General features: G+C 75.0%; 15 protein-coding genes. 7 read left to right on the top strand and 8 right to left on the bottom strand.

Going from position 1 to position 14082, the window contains the following annotated elements; translation table 11 throughout:
- The first annotated feature begins 99 nt into the window (after positions 1–99).
- A complete protein-coding gene (locus tag LG943_RS22100; RefSeq protein ID WP_270074264.1) occupies positions 100–726 on the top strand; it encodes a superoxide dismutase family protein in 627 nt (208 codons plus the stop codon).
- Between the two features lie 83 nt (positions 727–809).
- Here the strand turns inward: LG943_RS22100 and LG943_RS22095 are convergent, their stop codons facing one another.
- Positions 810–1586 carry a YidC/Oxa1 family membrane protein insertase gene (locus LG943_RS22095; protein WP_270074263.1) on the bottom strand — a complete coding sequence of 259 codons (777 nt, stop codon included), beginning with the start codon at positions 1584–1586 and terminating at the stop codon, positions 810–812.
- Positions 1587–1882: 296 nt separating this feature from the next.
- On the opposite strand from LG943_RS22095, the gene LG943_RS22090 reads away from it, so the two are divergent.
- Positions 1883–2287 (top strand): SSI family serine proteinase inhibitor, encoded by a 405-nt coding sequence (locus tag LG943_RS22090; protein ID WP_270074262.1) that lies wholly within the window; start codon positions 1883–1885, stop codon positions 2285–2287.
- A gap of 52 nt (positions 2288–2339) precedes the next feature.
- Here LG943_RS22090 and LG943_RS22085 read toward each other — a convergent pair whose 3' ends face one another.
- Positions 2340–2663 (bottom strand): DUF6412 domain-containing protein, encoded by a 324-nt coding sequence (locus LG943_RS22085; RefSeq protein ID WP_270074261.1) that lies wholly within the window; start codon positions 2661–2663, stop codon positions 2340–2342.
- 264 nt (positions 2664–2927) lie between these two features.
- Between LG943_RS22085 and LG943_RS22080 the strand changes: the two genes are divergently transcribed.
- Positions 2928–3245, top strand: coding sequence for a phosphatase (locus LG943_RS22080; protein ID WP_270074260.1), 318 nt, complete (start codon positions 2928–2930; stop codon positions 3243–3245).
- Positions 3246–3520: 275 nt separating this feature from the next.
- On the opposite strand, the gene LG943_RS22075 is transcribed toward LG943_RS22080, so the two are convergent.
- From LG943_RS22075 to LG943_RS22065, 3 genes are all read right to left on the bottom strand, one after another.
- Positions 3521–4036: a C40 family peptidase gene (locus LG943_RS22075; protein ID WP_270074259.1), complete on the bottom strand. Its 516-nt coding sequence runs from the start codon at positions 4034–4036 to the stop codon at positions 3521–3523.
- Between the two features lie 201 nt (positions 4037–4237).
- Positions 4238–5698: an MFS transporter gene (locus LG943_RS22070; protein WP_270074258.1), complete on the bottom strand. Its 1461-nt coding sequence runs from the start codon at positions 5696–5698 to the stop codon at positions 4238–4240.
- On the bottom strand, positions 5695–6849 hold the full coding sequence (locus LG943_RS22065; RefSeq protein WP_270074257.1) for an FAD-dependent monooxygenase: 1155 nt from the start codon (positions 6847–6849) through the stop codon (positions 5695–5697). The genes LG943_RS22070 and LG943_RS22065 overlap by 4 nt, the downstream gene beginning before the upstream one ends.
- Before the next feature lie 233 nt (positions 6850–7082).
- On the opposite strand from LG943_RS22065, the gene LG943_RS22060 reads away from it, so the two are divergent.
- Positions 7083–7703 carry a TetR/AcrR family transcriptional regulator gene (locus LG943_RS22060; RefSeq protein WP_270074256.1) on the top strand — a complete coding sequence of 207 codons (621 nt, stop codon included), beginning with the start codon at positions 7083–7085 and terminating at the stop codon, positions 7701–7703.
- 92 nt (positions 7704–7795) lie between these two features.
- On the opposite strand, the gene LG943_RS22055 is transcribed toward LG943_RS22060, so the two are convergent.
- Positions 7796–8389 (bottom strand): TetR/AcrR family transcriptional regulator, encoded by a 594-nt coding sequence (locus tag LG943_RS22055; protein ID WP_270074255.1) that lies wholly within the window; start codon positions 8387–8389, stop codon positions 7796–7798.
- A 307-nt stretch (positions 8390–8696) separates the two neighbouring features.
- Between LG943_RS22055 and LG943_RS22050 the strand changes: the two genes are divergently transcribed.
- The gene (locus tag LG943_RS22050; protein ID WP_270074254.1) at positions 8697–10250 is read left to right on the top strand and encodes an MDR family MFS transporter; all 1554 of its coding nucleotides are present in this window, start codon (positions 8697–8699) and stop codon (positions 10248–10250) included.
- A 165-nt stretch (positions 10251–10415) separates the two neighbouring features.
- Here LG943_RS22050 and LG943_RS22045 read toward each other — a convergent pair whose 3' ends face one another.
- Together LG943_RS22045 and LG943_RS22040 are read right to left on the bottom strand one after the other, a co-directional pair.
- A complete protein-coding gene (locus tag LG943_RS22045; protein ID WP_270074253.1) occupies positions 10416–10865 on the bottom strand; it encodes a GNAT family N-acetyltransferase in 450 nt (149 codons plus the stop codon).
- Between the two features lie 200 nt (positions 10866–11065).
- Positions 11066–12352, bottom strand: a complete 1287-nt coding sequence (locus LG943_RS22040) for a DivIVA domain-containing protein (protein WP_270074252.1) — start codon at positions 12350–12352, stop codon at positions 11066–11068.
- A 443-nt stretch (positions 12353–12795) separates the two neighbouring features.
- Here LG943_RS22040 and LG943_RS22035 point away from each other — a divergent pair, with 443 nt between their 5' ends.
- The gene (locus LG943_RS22035; RefSeq protein WP_270074251.1) at positions 12796–13344 is read left to right on the top strand and encodes a gamma carbonic anhydrase family protein; all 549 of its coding nucleotides are present in this window, start codon (positions 12796–12798) and stop codon (positions 13342–13344) included.
- Between the two features lie 369 nt (positions 13345–13713).
- A complete protein-coding gene (locus LG943_RS22030; RefSeq protein WP_270074250.1) occupies positions 13714–13911 on the top strand; it encodes a hypothetical protein in 198 nt (65 codons plus the stop codon).
- The last annotated feature ends 171 nt before the right edge of the window (positions 13912–14082 follow it).

Genomic DNA, 14082 nt, shown 5'->3' with positions numbered 1-14082 from the left:
CTGACACCTTCGGGTGTTCCCCTGTGACGACGCGGTCGCGTTGGGTAGCGTGGCGGCTGACACGCTGACACCGCAGCACGACACCGGGAGGCCACCACCGTGTCCGTCACCCGAACCATCGCCGGAATCGCCGTCTGCGCCCTGCTCGCCGCGGGGTCCACGGCCTGCAGCGGCGACCAGGACGGCGACGACCAGGGCGCCGCCGACCCCTCCCCCTCGCTCGACGGCAGCCCCGACGGGGGCGAGCCCGACCGGGTGTCGGTCGAGGCGGAGTTCGCGCCCTACTCCCCCGACGCCGAGGCCGTCACCTACGACGACCAGGCCGTGCCCGAGGGCGCGAGCGTCGAGGCGTCGGCCACCCGCAACGGCGCCGAGACCGAGTTCGTCCTGGCCGTGAACGGCCTGGAGCCCGACCGCGAGTTCGGCGCCCACCTGCACACCGAGCCCTGCGGCGAGAACCCCGACGACTCCGGCCCGCACTACCAGGACGAGCCCGCCGCCGAGGACGCCGCCAACGACCCCGAGTACGCCAACGACGACAACGAGGTCTGGCTGGACTTCACCACCGACGCCGAGGGCACCGCCACCGCCGACACCGACGTCGACTGGCAGGTGCGCCCCGGCGAGGGCAACTCCATCGTCATCCACGAGCACCACACCATGACCGAGGAGGGCCACGCCGGCGAGGCGGGCGACCGCCTGGCCTGCGTGAACTTCCCGATGTAGGCGCGGGCCGCCCGCCGGGGCGGCCCAGGGCGGGGACCGCGTGCGCGGCCCCCGCCCGCCCTGCGCCCGCCTGCTCCTTTCGCCTACTCCTTCTTCTCCTCCGCCGTGTCCGCCTCGACCCGGTCGACGCCCAGGACCCGCCGCAGCACCAGCCGCTCCACCACCGACCACGCCGTGGTGGTGGCCAGGTACAGCCCGGCGGCCAGCGGCACGAACGCCGCGAACGCCACGGTCAGGTACGACAGGTAAGACATCGCCCGCATCGCGGACGCCCCCGGGGCGCCGGCGTTGGCCTCGGCGTCGGCCGCCGCCTTCGCCATGGCCGGCAGGGTCAGCCACTGGCGCGAGGCCCACGCCGTCACGGCCAGGACCAGCAGCAGCACCCCGAACACCTGGACGTGCGCCGCCTCGCCCGAGGCCAGCGCGTCGCCCAGGCCCCACATCAGCGGCACCCCGGCCAGCGTCTCCGTCAGCAGGTCGCCGCCGCCGGCGGCTCCGATGAACACCCCGTAGAGCACGGTGAACACCGGGATCTGCGCGAGCATCGGCAGGCAGCCGGCCAGCGGCGAGGACCCCTCGGCGGCGTACAGCTCGCGCTGGGCGGCCAGCAACCGCTGGGGGTCGTCGGAGTGCCGGCGCTGCAACTCCCGCAGGCGCGGCATGAGGCGGGCGCGGTCCTTCTCGGCGCGCACCTGGGCCACGCTGAGCGGCAGCACCGCCAGCCGCACCAGGGCGGTCAGGCAGACGACCGCCGCCGCGGCGGCGGCGGTGCCCGCGACGGGGGTGAGCAGGACGGCGAGCCCGGAGAGGGCGGTGTGGGCGAGTTCGACGGCGGCGGCGATCGGCGGGAACGCGTACATGCGGACACCTCGGTTCACAGCGGTCCGGTGGACCGGCGGGCGGGAGCGGGCTGGGGCGGGCCGCGCGGGGCGGACCGGACGCCCGCCGCCGGGCGGCGCGCGCGGGTCCGGCGCGGCGGGGAGGGGAGAAGGCGGCGGCCGGCGGCGCGGACGGGCGGCGCGGCGGCACTCCGCCGCCCCGTGAGCCTCAGCCGGATTCGGCCAGGTCCAAAGGGGCGATGCGGTGTGCCGACGCTTGCGGCGGTGTACGGCATGGCACACACTCAACGCGACACGTCGTAACCCAGTGTGATTGGATGCCCATGCTCTGTCGCCTCGCCGCGTCCGTCGCGGCAGCGGCTTCGGCCGCGGTGCTGACCGTGGCCGCCGCCGCGCCGGCCGATGCCCGGGAGTCGTCGTCGACCCTGGAGATCACCGTCGAGCGCGTGCTGGCGGACACCGTCGACCGCTTCTGGCTGAACTGCGCCCCCGACTTCGGCACCCATCCCGAGCCGCACGCGGCCTGCGACCGCCTTAGGACCCTGGACGGCGACCTCCACCGGCTGAGCCCGGAGTACGTCCTGTGCCCCGGCGACCACGACCCCGTCCGGGTCGAGATCACCGGCACCTGGCAGGGCGAGGACCGGGACTTCACCGCGCGCTACGCCAACTCCTGCTCGGCCCGGGCCGTGGGCGGACCGGTCGTGCCGGTCGACGCCTAGCGCGGGCGGGCCGGGCGGGCGCGCGGCGGGTGGAGTGCGCCGCGGAGGCGGATCAGCCGCAGCCGACCGCCGCCCGCGCGCCCGGCGCGCGGGGCCGGGGCTTGCCCGGGGTGTCGGGTGCGCGCACCGGCGGCGCGGCGGCGCGGCCGGCCAGGTGCAGCAGGAACCTGTGGCGGCTGGCCTCGGCGGGGTCGGCGCCCGCGCGCCCGTGGGCGCCGCGCACGACCGCCAGCAGCAGCGCCGCGCCGGCGGCCAGGACCGCCAGCACCGCGAACACGCCCAGCGCGGTGCCGGCCGCGCCGACGGGCCAGTCGAGGTCGAACTCCAGGAGCAGCGCCGCGGCGACGGCGCGCTGGATCGCGGAGACGAACGCCACGGGCCGGCCCTCCTATCGCCGTTCGCGGTGCGGTTGTCGCCGCCAGCCTACTCACCCCGCGCCCGCCCCGCGCACCCGCGCACCCCGCTGTCCGCCGCTGTCCGGCGCCGGCGCGGCTCGCCCCCCGCACGGCCCCGGGCGCCCCGCACGATCGCACCGATGTGGCGACACACCGGCGTCAATACCGGCCCGGCACGGTCGGCTGTAGCTAAATGACAGGGAGTGACCACCACCCGCCCTCCCGTGAGGAACGTGAGCCCAGCCGTGCCCATCCGACCTGCCAACCTCGCCACCATGTCCGCCACCATCGCCGGCGCCCTGGCCGGCATGCGCGCCGGGCAGGAGCCCCTGCGGCCGGTCACGGTGGTCTTCGAGTCGGGGCACCGCCAGGTCGTCGAGGGCGGCGGGTGCCGCACCCTGGAGTCCGACCAGGGCGGTGTGGTCGCCATCGAGACCGAGGTCGCCACCCGCTACGCGCTGTTCGCCGGGACCTCCTGCCAGGGCGGGCGCGCCGTCGCCTCGGGCAGCGGGTCGGTGAGCTTCGGCGACCCGGTGCTGGCCGGGGCCATCGTTCTGGGCTGAGCCCGGCCGCCGGCCGCCCCGCGGGGGCGGCGGTTCCCGCGCCCCCGCCGCTCCCCCGCGCCGGCGGCGCCGGTCGGGCGGAGCGGGCGGGTGCGCGAACGGCGACGAAGACAAGGGGACGGACGTGCGGATGCCGGGGTGTGCGGCCGCCGCCCGGGGTGCCGGGCCGGCGCGGGTCGCGCGTCGCGGGCTCCGGGCGGACGGACGGCGGCCGCAGGGCGGTGCGGTGCGGTCAGCCGGTCTCGACGTCCGCGGCGGCGGGGCCGGGCGGAGACTCAGGCGACACGGCGCGCGCCGGTGAAGTGGTCGTCGTAGTAGTCCGACAGGCCCACGATCATGACGCGGTCCTTGGAACTCGACGCGTGCACCATCTGCCCGTCGCCGATGTAGATCCCCACATGGGTGGGACCCGGGTAGAAGAAGACGAGGTCTCCGGCGCGCAGTTCCGACCGCGCCACCGAAGACCCCTCTTTGAATTGCGTGTACGTTGTTCGGCTGAGGTTCTTTCCGGCCTTTTTGTAGGCCCATTGGACGAGCCCGGAGCAGTCGTAGGACCCCGGTCCCTCAGCGCCGTAGGAGTAGGGTTTGCCCACCTGGCTCTTGGCGTGTTCCACGGCCTGCTCGGCGACGCTTCCGGCCTGCGGCAGCCGTTCCTCGGCCCGCGCCGCCGGCCCGGCTATCAGCCCGAACGCGGCGATGACGGCCAGCGAGGATAACGTCAGGAAGGTCCGGGTCACAAAGAGCGGTCTCTTTCCCCGGCCTGGGAACCCGTATTCCATGCGCTCGGTCATTGTTCCCCCCGTTTTCGTCAACTCGCGCCCGGCGCAATTGCCGGACACAGTTCCATAGGGAAACACAGACCTTTGCGGATAACGGTTCTCACAGCGCGCCTTGGCGTGTCGCCCCGCCCCCCGCCCCGGAACCGGGCCGGAGGGCCGGGGCGGGGGTGCGCGGCGGGCGGGACGGCCCGGGCCGCCCGCCGCGCCGCCGGGCTACCGGGCGGCCGCCGCCGGGCGCGGCGGCGCGGCGGTCCGGGAGCGCACCAGCAGGATCGCGGGCACCGCCGCGAGGACGAAAAGCACCCCCGCCATCCCGACGTAGGTGTACACCCCCGCCGCCGAACTCACCGGCGCGCCGTCGGCGGAGACTCCGGGGACGATGCTGCCTTGCAGCACCGCGCCCCCGGCGATGTTGACGACGACCGAGCCGAGCGCCAGCACGACCGACACCACACCGGCGATCGTGCCCTGCCGCTCGGGCGCCGCCAGAGCGGTCGCCAGGTTGTAGCCGGAGGCGCCGATCGCGCCGGCGGCGATGCCGACCACGGCGCCGCAGGCGACCGCCAGCGGGAGCACCGCCACCCCCGCCAGCATGGCGAAGGTCGCCGCCGCGCCCAGGGCGATGCCGCCGAGGAGGGGGAGCGCGGGCCCGAACCGCCCGGCGAGCCAGCCGGCGCAGGTGCCGCCCAGCGCGATGCCGACGTTGGGCGCGGCCAGCAGCAGCGCGACCGCCTCGCCGTCGCCCAGCCCGTAGCCGAGCCCCAGGTCGGGCGGCACCTGGGCGATGACGCCGGTCAGTTGCAGCATGCTGCGGAAGGAGCCCGCCGCCAGCACCAGGGCCAGCAGCGTCAGCAGGATCGGGCGGGTGAGCGCCCGCAGGTCGATGACGGGCTCCTCGACCCGCAGCGCGAGCACCGCCCACACGGCGAGCGCGGCGGCGCCGGCCACCACCAGGGCGATCATGCCCTCGGTGTCCCAACCCAGGCTCCCGCCCAGGCTGATGTAGGCCAGCACCGCGCCGAGGCCGCCGCCGAGCAGGGCGGCACCGACCAGGTCCACCCGGCCGGTGCCGCGAACCGGCGACTCGGGGATGACGGTGCGCACGCAGACGGCGGCCGCGGCGGCGAGCAGCGCCGCCGTGACGAACACGCTCTGGTGGCCGAACGCCTCGATGACCGGCGCCATCACGAACGGCTCGATCACTCCCACGACCGCGGAGCCCGAGGTCACGATCCCGACCACGGCCATCGCCACCGCCGGGGAGCAGATCTGGCGCGCCAGGGCCACCGTGATGAAGACGGCGGCGAAGGCGGCGCCCTGGAGGAACCGCCCCACCAGGAAGACCGCCACGTTGGGGGCGACCATGCAGACCAGCGCCCCCGCGCAGGCCAGGAGCAGCGTGGCCACCAGGATCCGGCGCTGGCCGAAGATGTCGGAGCACTTGGCCAGCAGCGGCGACCAGATGGCCCCGGCCAGCATCGCGCTGGCGTTGAGCCACGCGGCCTGGTCGGTGCCGAAGTGCTCCATCAACTGGGGCAGGACCATCAGCGGCGCGCCGATGGCGACGTCGGCCAGGACGTTGGCGAGGGTGAGGACGCCCGCCCACAGCACGAGCCGCCCGCTCCAGCGGTGCTCCCGGGCGCCGGGGGCGCGTGTGTCCAGCGTGTCGGTCATGCGTTCCCTCCGGCGGGGGGCACGGGCGCGGCGGCGGACGCCCGCAGCGCGGCGTTGCGGGCGGCGATGGCGGACCAAGTGGGCGGCAGCATGCGGTCGCGGCCGCTCTCGGCGCGGCCCTGGGCGAAGGAGACGTAGGGGCGCTGCCGGGCCTCGTAGCGGGCGAACGCGGCGGCGGGGTCGCCGCCGCTCCGCTGGAGTTCCTCGGCGAGGAAGCGGGCGCCGGTAAGTGCGAGCGAGGTGCCCCGGCCGGACAGGAAGGCCGGGCAGTACCCGGCGTCCCCGACGAGGACGACGCGGCCCCGGTGCCAGGACGGCAGGTGGATCTGGGCGGCGGAGGTGAAGTAGAGGGCGGGGTCGGCGCGGGCGGCGTCGAGCAGTTCGGGGATCCGCCACGACGTGTGGCCCGCGAAGGCGTCGGTGAGGATCCGCTTCTGCGCGGCCAGGTCGCGGTGGTCGAACGCGATGGGGTCCGAGCGGAACTGGAAGACGGCGACGGCCTTGCCGCCGTACCGGAAGAGGCCGGCCATGCGGCCGGGGACGTTGTACACCGCGTTGGCGCCCTCGGTCTGCGACTCGCGGGGGTGGTCGGCGAGGGCGAAGTAGACGCCGAGGTGGCGCTGGTGGTCGGCCTCGGTGCCGAACACCAGTCGGCGGACGGCGGAGTGCTGGCCGTCGGCGCCGACCACCAGGTCGTAGCGGCCGGTGCGGCCCGAGGCGAACCGCACCTCGACCCCGCCGCCGGGGCCGTTCTCGGCGCCGTCGTCGGTCAGCGCCGCGATCGAGTCGCCGAAGCGGATCCGCGCGGTGGCGGGCAGCGCGTCGGCGAGGACGCGCACGAGGTCCTCGCGGAGCAGTTCGATGTCGTCGGCGGAGTCGCTGATCTGGGCCAGCGGCAGCGGGGCCACGGGGTCGCCCTGGCTGTCGACGAACCAGGTGCGCTCCGACATCCGGACCCGGCGCCGCTGAATTTCCTCCAGCAGCCCCAGGTCCGCCACGGCGGCGACGGCGTCGCCGCGGATGTCGATGGGGGTGCCGGTGAGCCGCAGGTCGCGGCCGTACTCGACAACGGTGACGTCGTGGCCGCGAGAGCCCAACTGGATCGCGCTGGCGAGCCCGGCGATACCGGCTCCGGAGACAAGGATCTTCACGTGTGGGACTCCAGGTGGGAGTGGGGGGCGGATGCGGTCGGGCCGGCCGCCGCTCCGCATGCCACCGGTCGGGCGGGCGCTGGAGCGGGGAGACGGTGCGGCCCGGGGGCCGACCGCGGAGGCCGTCCGACACTCAAAGCAACTTTTTGTCGCTTTTATGAGCGTACTGCCGACCGGCTTGCACCGCAACGCCGCACCTGGCCACAATCGGCACCCGGACACGGAACGAGGAGATGAGCGCGGCGATGACCGAGGGGACCCCTGACCGGCCGCCCACACGGCGCCCCGGCGGCCGCAACGCGCGCGTGCGGGCGCGGATCCTCGCCGCGACCGCCGAGCTCGTGGCGCGCGACGGCATCGCGGGTTTCCGCTACGAGGAGGTCGCCGAGACCGCCGGCGTGCACAAGACCAGCGTCTACCGCAACTGGCCCGACCGCGAGGACCTGGTGGTCGAGGCCATGCTGCGCTACGCCGAGGACCTCGCCTCGGTCGCCGACACCGGCGACATCCACCGCGACCTGGTGGACTTCCTGGTGGCGCTGGCCGGCGGCCTGGCGACCCCGTTCGGGCAGACCCTCGAACAGGCCCTGCTGCCCGCCCGCCAGAGCACGACGCTCCGCCAGGCCCTGGGCCGGATCCTGGAGGAGCGGGTGGCCGCCATGCGGGTGCGGGTGGACGCCGCCGTCGAGCGGGGCGAACTGCCGCCGGTCGACAGCTCCTTCCTGGGCGAGATGGTCTCCGGCCCGGTGCACCTCGTCGTCAACCGGGGCACGCGCCCGTTCACCCGGGCCGACGCCGACCGGATCGTGGGCGTGGTGCTCGCCGGGATCCGGGCCACGGCGCCGCACGCCTGAGCCGCGCCCGGCCGCCGGCGCGGGCCGCCCGGCACGGCGGGGGCGCGACCCGGTGACCGCGCGCCGGGCGTCACCGGCGCGCGGTCACCGGCTCAGTGCTCCGCCACGCACGCCTCGATGACCCGGGTCAGCCGCGCGGTCAGCGCCTCGGGGTCCTCGGCGGTCAGCGGCCCGGCGCCGCCCATGCGGCGCACCGCGTTGACCCCCAGCAGCAGCGAGGCCACCAACGCCGCGCGGGCGTGCGCGGACTCCCCCTCCAGGCAGGCGGCCAGCGGATCGATGATCGCGTTCTGCAACCGCTCCTGGTAGACCGACTGGAGGTCGGGGTCGCCCATGGAGTGCACCAGCGCGCGCTGGAGCGGGGTGCCCTCCCCCAGGGTGCGCCGGGTGACGTGCTCGGCGATGCGGCGCGGCAGGGTGGCGCGGTCGCCCTCGAAGACGGCGGGGAACGCGGCGTCCTCGGCGATGACCTCGGCCAGCAGCCCGCGCTTGGCGCCGAAGTAGCGGTTGATCAGCGCGACGTTGACCCCGGCGTGGGCGGCGATCCGCCGCGACGACACGTGCTCGTAGCCCTCGCTGGTGAACAGCTCGTAGGCGCTGGCCAGGATCCGGCGCCGGGTGGCCTCGCGGTCGCGGACGCGTCCGGCGCAGGGGTCGGCGGCGTCGGCGGCCGGCGGCAGGTCCATCTCTCCAGGCTCCCATGGTCGGTCCCCCGCCGCGGCACGGCGCGGCGCGGATGTCGAGGGGTTGCCCGCACTATAGCCGCCGCACTTGACAAGTCAACACTGTTTACTTATACCGGTAAGAGCACATATCAGTCTTCCGCCCTCTATTTCGGAGGGTGGTTCGCCATGTCTGGACACGGGCGCGGGCCGCGACGGGCCACGCGCCCGCAGGCACGGCGGAAGCGGCGGGTGCGGTACGTACGGGGACGTTGGAACGGGAGATCACAGAGTGGAGCAACGCTTAGCTCCGGCGGGGCGGGGGGAGCCCATGGCGGGCGCGACGGCCGGCGGCGCCGAGGAGCCGCAGGTGAACTACTCGCACCGGCAGGTCATCGAGATCCTGATCGGGCTCATGCTGGCCATGCTGACGTCGATGCTGACCACGTCGATCGTCGGCACGGCGCTGCCGACCATCGTCGGCGAACTGGGCGGCCAGGACCGGCTGTCCTGGGTGGCCAGCGCCACGCTGCTGACCATGACGGCCTCCACGCCGGTCTGGGGCAAGCTGTCCGACGTCTTCGGCCGCAAGCTGCTGTTCCAGATCGCGCTGGTCGTCTTCATCTGCTCGTCGGTGGCCGCCGGGTTCGCCAACGACATGAGCTGGCTCATCGGCGCCCGGTTCTTCCAGGGCATCGGCGCGGGCGGGCTGGCCTCGCTGCCGCAGATCATCCTGGGCGACGTGGTGGCGCCCCGGGAGCGCGGCCGCTACTCGGGGTTCATGGGCGCGGTGTTCGGCGTCTCGACCGTGGCCGGCCCGCTGCTGGGCGGCTTCCTGGTGGACAGCCCTCTGGGCTGGCGGTGGTGCTTCTTCATCACCGTGCCCGTCGCGGTGGTGGCCTTCATCGTCATCCAGCGCCTGCTCAAGCTGCCCCAGCGCCCGCGCGGCGAGGCGCGCATCGACTGGTGGGGCGCCACCTGCGTGGTGGGCGCGGCCAGCGCCGTCATGCTGCTGCTGAGCCTGGGCGGCCACGAGTTCGCCTGGTCCTCCACGCCGAGCTACGTGCTGGGGGCGGCCGCGGTCGTGCTGACGATCGGGGCGGTGTGGGCCGAACTGCGCGCCGCCGACCCGATCCTGCCGCCGCGCCTGTTCCGCAACTCCACGTTCGTGCTGTCGTCGCTGGCCTCGGCCGCCGTGGGCATGAGCATGTTCGGCGTGATGATCTACTTCCCGCAGTACCTCCAGATCGTCCAGGGCCTCACCCCCACCGAGTCGGGGCTGATGACCCTGCCGATGGTGCTGGGCCTGCTGGTCGCCTCGGTGTCCTCGGGCATCCTCGTCAGCCGCACCGGCAAGTGGAAGATCTACCCGATCGCCGGCACCGTGCTGATCGGCCTGGGCTACCTCACGCTGACGCGGCTGGAGGTGGACTCCGGGCTGCTGCTGGTGGGCGCGGGCGTGGGCCTGATCGGGCTGGGGCTGGGGCTGTCCATGCAGATCCTCATCCTGGCCGTGCAGAACGCGCTGCCGCGCGCCGACCTCGCCTCGGCCACCTCCGCCATCACCTTCTTCCGCAACCTCGGCGGCGCCGTGGGCGTGGCCGCGTTCGGCTCGGTGATGACCAACCGGCTGCACGAGGAGCTGGAGAGCCTCGCCGAGAAGGCCGAGCGCGCCGGGGCGCCGCAGGGATCGATGGACCTCTCAAGCTCGGCCACCGGCTCGCCCGAGGCGATCCACGCCCTGCCGCCCGCCGCCCAGGACGCGGTGGTCCAGGCGTTCAGCGACGCCATGCACACCGTGTTCACGCTGGGCCTGCCCATCGCGGCGGTGGCGTTCGTGGTCGTGCTGTTCTTCCGGCCGGTGCCGCTGCGCTCGGGGCACTAGCGCGCGGACCGCGCGGGCGGCCGGGTCGGGGCGGGGCCCCGGCCCGGCCGCGGCCGGTTCGGGGTGGCGTAGAGACGCGGGGCGGGAGCGGGGGCACGGGCGGGAACGGGGGCGCCGCCGGCGGCAGCGGGTGAGGGGCGCCCGTGCGAGCGGGGTGCGGTGGCCCTAGAGGTAGCGGCGGAAGCCCCCGGCGGAGTCGGCGAACCCCACCGCCGCGTGGAACTGGTGGGCGCCGGCCCGGTTCTCGTGGGGCATCAGTTCGATCTTGTAGCAGCCGGCGCGCGAGGCGCGGTCGACCGCGTCCTCCACCAGCGCCCGGCCCACGCCGCGCCGGCGGCAGGCGGGGTCGACCACCAGGTTGTCCACGACCGCCCAGGACTGGGCGTCGTGGGTGAGGTTGGGGACCACCAGCAGGTCGAGCGTGCCGATGATCTGGCCGCGGCGCTCGGCCACCAGGACGGTGCGGTCGGGGTCGTTCTCGATCCGGGTCCAGGCCCGCACCGCGGCCGAGGACATGCGGACGGTGCTGCTCTGCGCAGGGGTGGTGTCGCCCAGTTCGCGTAAGAGCCGCAGAATCGCACCGAGGTCGGACCGGATGGCCGCGCGGATAATCATGGCTTCCGGAATCGTAGCCGACACCGGCGCCAAGCCCGACGTCCCCCCACAGGACAGGACAAAAAGGCACCGGGGGCGGGGATTTCGGACACCCCGTCCCCGGCACCCGACATGAGCGAGTCCCCTCGGCGCCGGAGCCGCGCGGCGGGCGGCGCGCGCACGCGTCGCGCCCCCGTTGCGCCGGGCGGCCCCGGCCCGGCTCACGGCTTGATGATGCGCACGCCCTCGGTGGCCTCCGGGTCGTCCGGGCCGGACGCGGCGTCGGGCCGCTGGTGCATCGCCGTGACCCCCGGGTCGTTGCCCGCGGCCGGAGCCGGCTGCGGACGGCCGGCCTGCGGCGGCTGCGGGTACTGCTGCGGCGCCGGACCCGCGTAGCGGGCGCCCTGCGGGCGCGGCGCCTGGCGCACCGGCTGGGACGTGATGCCCTCGCCCTGCTTGACCGGGGCGATCCGCACGGTGGCCTCGTCGAGCTGCTGACCCGGGCCGACCTTGATGGTGGCCTCGTCGTCGGCGCCCGCGCCGGCCGGCGGCTCCCAGCCGCTCGCCGCGGCCTGCGGGCCCGACGGCGCGGCCGCCGGAGCCTTGGGCGCGGCGTTGGGGCCGGTGCCCTGGGCGCCCGCCGGCTGCTGCTGCGGACGCGCGGCGGCCGGCCGCGCCTGCGGGGGCTGCTGCCCCTGCTGGCCCTGGCCCTGGCCCTGCTGACCCTGCTGGACGGGGCGGCCCTGCGGCCGGCCCGCGGCGGGCTGGCCGGGACGCGCCGGCTGCTGCTGCTTGGGCGCGGCCTGCTCGGCCTTGGCGGCCTCCTGCTCGGCCTCGACCTCGGCGCGCGAGAGCCCGGCCTCCAGCGGCCCGGCGGTCTTCTCGGCGTCGAGCAGCTCGGCGAGCGTGCCGTGCATGTCGGACAGGCGGCGCACGGCCTCGTTGTGCGTGGCGGTGAGCGTGGCCAGCCGGCGGTCGGCGGTGTCGTTGATCTTCTTGGCGCGGGCCTCGGCGTCGCTCAGGCGGCGCTCGGCCTCCTGCTGCGCCTGGGAGCGCAACTGCTCGGCCTCCTGCTTGGCCGCCGCCACCATGTCGTTGGCCTCGGAGCGGGCGGTGGAGACGACGCGCTCGGCGTGCTCCTCGGCGTCCTTGATCCGCTTGGCGGCCTCTTCCTCGGCCTTGCCGCGGATGGCCTCGACCTCGCTGTCGACCTTGGCGCGCTTGTCGCGCGCCTCTTCCTCCGCGATGCGCAGGATGGTGGACATGCGTTCGCTGATCTGCTCGTGCTCGGGCTTGACCGCGGCCTTCTCCTTGGCCTCGGCCAGCTCACGCCGGAGCTGCTCCAGTTCGTCGTGGGCGCGCGCGAGCCGCTCCTGGAGGTCGCGCATCTGGTTGTGGTTGCGCACCACGTAGTCATCGACCTGGCGCTTGTTGTAGCCCCGCTTCTCGGTCGGGAAGGCTTCTTCTCGGAGTAGGTTCGGCAAGATCTCTGCGCTGTGCTCGTTCATGTCCTAATCAACCAGGTTGGCTGCATTTGGGAAGTGGCCGGACTCCCTGCCTATCATTCCCCTAACCTGCGGAAAACACGTCAAGACATTCATTCCTCAAGCTTTGGGGTGTGATGGAAGAGGGCGGCAGAGGCCCATATCGCGTGCGAAAGCATGACGTAACGTGCACTTTCGTGCACAGGGGGAGGCGACCACGGTAGTGGCCGACGCTCCTCTCCCTCAATAGCCCCGGCGGGTGTCCGCCCGGGGGCGGGCCGCCGCGACCGCCGTGGTCCTCGCCTACTAAGGTATGCCCGATCACGCCGCCGCGGGGCCGCGGCCGCGCTTTCGGCGGCCGGCCCGCGCGGGCGCCGCCGGGAGGCGTTTGCGCACCCCAGCGCCCTGGTGCGCCCCGGCGCACCGGCCGCCCGCGCACCCGCGCACGTTCTCGCGAGGAGGCAGCCATGTCCGCTCCCCTGATCGGCGACGCCCCCTTCGGCGAGCCCGACATCCACCCCGACGCCTGGGTCGCCCCGGGCGCCGTGGTGGTCGGCCGGGTGCGGATCGGCGCCGAGAGCAGCGTCTGGTACGGGTCGGTGCTGCGCGCCGACACCGAGGACATCGTGGTGGGCGAGCGCTGCGACATCCAGGACCAGTGCGGCCTGCACTCCGACCCCGGCCAGCCCGCCGTGCTGGCCGACCGCGTCAGCCTCGGCCACAAGGCCATGGTCCACGGCGCCGAGATCGGCGCGGGCGCGCTCATCGGCATCGGCGCGATCGTCCTGGGCGGCGCCCGCGTCGGCGAGGGCGCGCTGGTGGCCGCCGGCGCCCTGGTGCCGCCGGGCAAGACCGTGCCGCCCTACACCCTGTGGGCCGGCCTGCCGGGCAAGGTGGTGCGCGAACTCACCGACGAGGACCGCGCCGGGTTCGCCGAGACGCCCGAGAAGTACGCCCGCTACGCCGAGCGCCACCGCGAGGTCACCTGGCGGGCGGGCGGCCGGCGCCGCGCCTGACCCGCCGGCGCCCCCTCCCCTCCCCCGTCCCGCCCCCGTCCGCCATGCCCCGCATGGCCCATACGGGCCAGGCGCCGCCCCGCCGTGCGAGCGCGCTGCTCGCGGCCGGGGCCGCTGGGCCTGGCGGGCCGGAAGGGGGACGGCCGCATACCACCGGATGACTACCCGCGGGCGGTCGCGCGAATGGCCCTTCTGGGTCATGCGGCGGCGGGCTACCCGCACGTAGCCTGTCGTTGGCGGGATTTCACCGGTGGGATCCCACGGAGCACGGGCGCCGCCCCGGGGCCGGGGATACGCACGCCGGAACCCGGCCGTTCGTCCCAGGCGGGTGTCGCGCCCCCGCGGTTTCGTTGATGGAGGTGGGCGCGGGTGGATTCCGACTTGCCCCTCCACGACCACGTCGCCCTCGCCGAGATCGAGCTGTACGCCGAGGTGCTGACCGCCGTCGCGTTCGCCGAGCGGCGGCTGACCGCCGAGGAGATCGACCTCGTGCTCGGCGTGCGCCGGCCCGTGCCCGAGCAGACCCGGCGGCGGGTGCGCGAACGCGTCGGCCCGCGCCGCAGGTAGCGCGCCGGCCGAACGGTGTCCGGCGCCGCGAGCGCCCGGCAACCCCGCACGCCGCCGAGGGCGCCGCGCGTGCCCTCCCCCGCCCGGACCTTCCATTCCTGAAACCGTCTGCTGACACTCCGACGGGGCCGCCCCGCCACCGTGGCGGAACGGCCCCGTGGTGCCGCGGGT

This window comes from Streptomonospora mangrovi (assembly GCF_027604915.1).
Classification (GTDB): Bacteria; Actinomycetota; Actinomycetes; order Streptosporangiales; family Streptosporangiaceae; genus Streptomonospora; species Streptomonospora mangrovi.
The sequence above is the reverse complement of the archived record's forward strand: the minus strand, read 5'-3'. Positions and strand labels throughout refer to the sequence as shown.

What these genes read in the sequence shown, in the direction of transcription:
- LG943_RS22075 (WP_270074259.1), bottom strand. Translation starts at nt 4,036, where the DNA reads ATGACCGAGCGCATGGAATACGGGTTCCCAGGCCGGGGAAAGAGACCG.
- LG943_RS22040 (WP_270074252.1), bottom strand. Translation starts at nt 12,352, where the DNA reads ATGAACGAGCACAGCGCAGAGATCTTGCCGAACCTACTCCGAGAAGAA.
- LG943_RS22055 (WP_270074255.1), bottom strand. Translation starts at nt 8,389, where the DNA reads ATGGACCTGCCGCCGGCCGCCGACGCCGCCGACCCCTGCGCCGGACGC.
- LG943_RS22090 (WP_270074262.1), top strand. Translation starts at nt 1,883, where the DNA reads ATGCCCATGCTCTGTCGCCTCGCCGCGTCCGTCGCGGCAGCGGCTTCG.
- LG943_RS22050 (WP_270074254.1), top strand. Translation starts at nt 8,697, where the DNA reads ATGGCGGGCGCGACGGCCGGCGGCGCCGAGGAGCCGCAGGTGAACTAC.
- LG943_RS22035 (WP_270074251.1), top strand. Translation starts at nt 12,796, where the DNA reads ATGTCCGCTCCCCTGATCGGCGACGCCCCCTTCGGCGAGCCCGACATC.
- LG943_RS22070 (WP_270074258.1), bottom strand. Translation starts at nt 5,698, where the DNA reads ATGACCGACACGCTGGACACACGCGCCCCCGGCGCCCGGGAGCACCGC.
- LG943_RS22060 (WP_270074256.1), top strand. Translation starts at nt 7,083, where the DNA reads ATGAGCGCGGCGATGACCGAGGGGACCCCTGACCGGCCGCCCACACGG.
- LG943_RS22095 (WP_270074263.1), bottom strand. Translation starts at nt 1,586, where the DNA reads ATGTACGCGTTCCCGCCGATCGCCGCCGCCGTCGAACTCGCCCACACC.
- LG943_RS22045 (WP_270074253.1), bottom strand. Translation starts at nt 10,865, where the DNA reads ATGATTATCCGCGCGGCCATCCGGTCCGACCTCGGTGCGATTCTGCGG.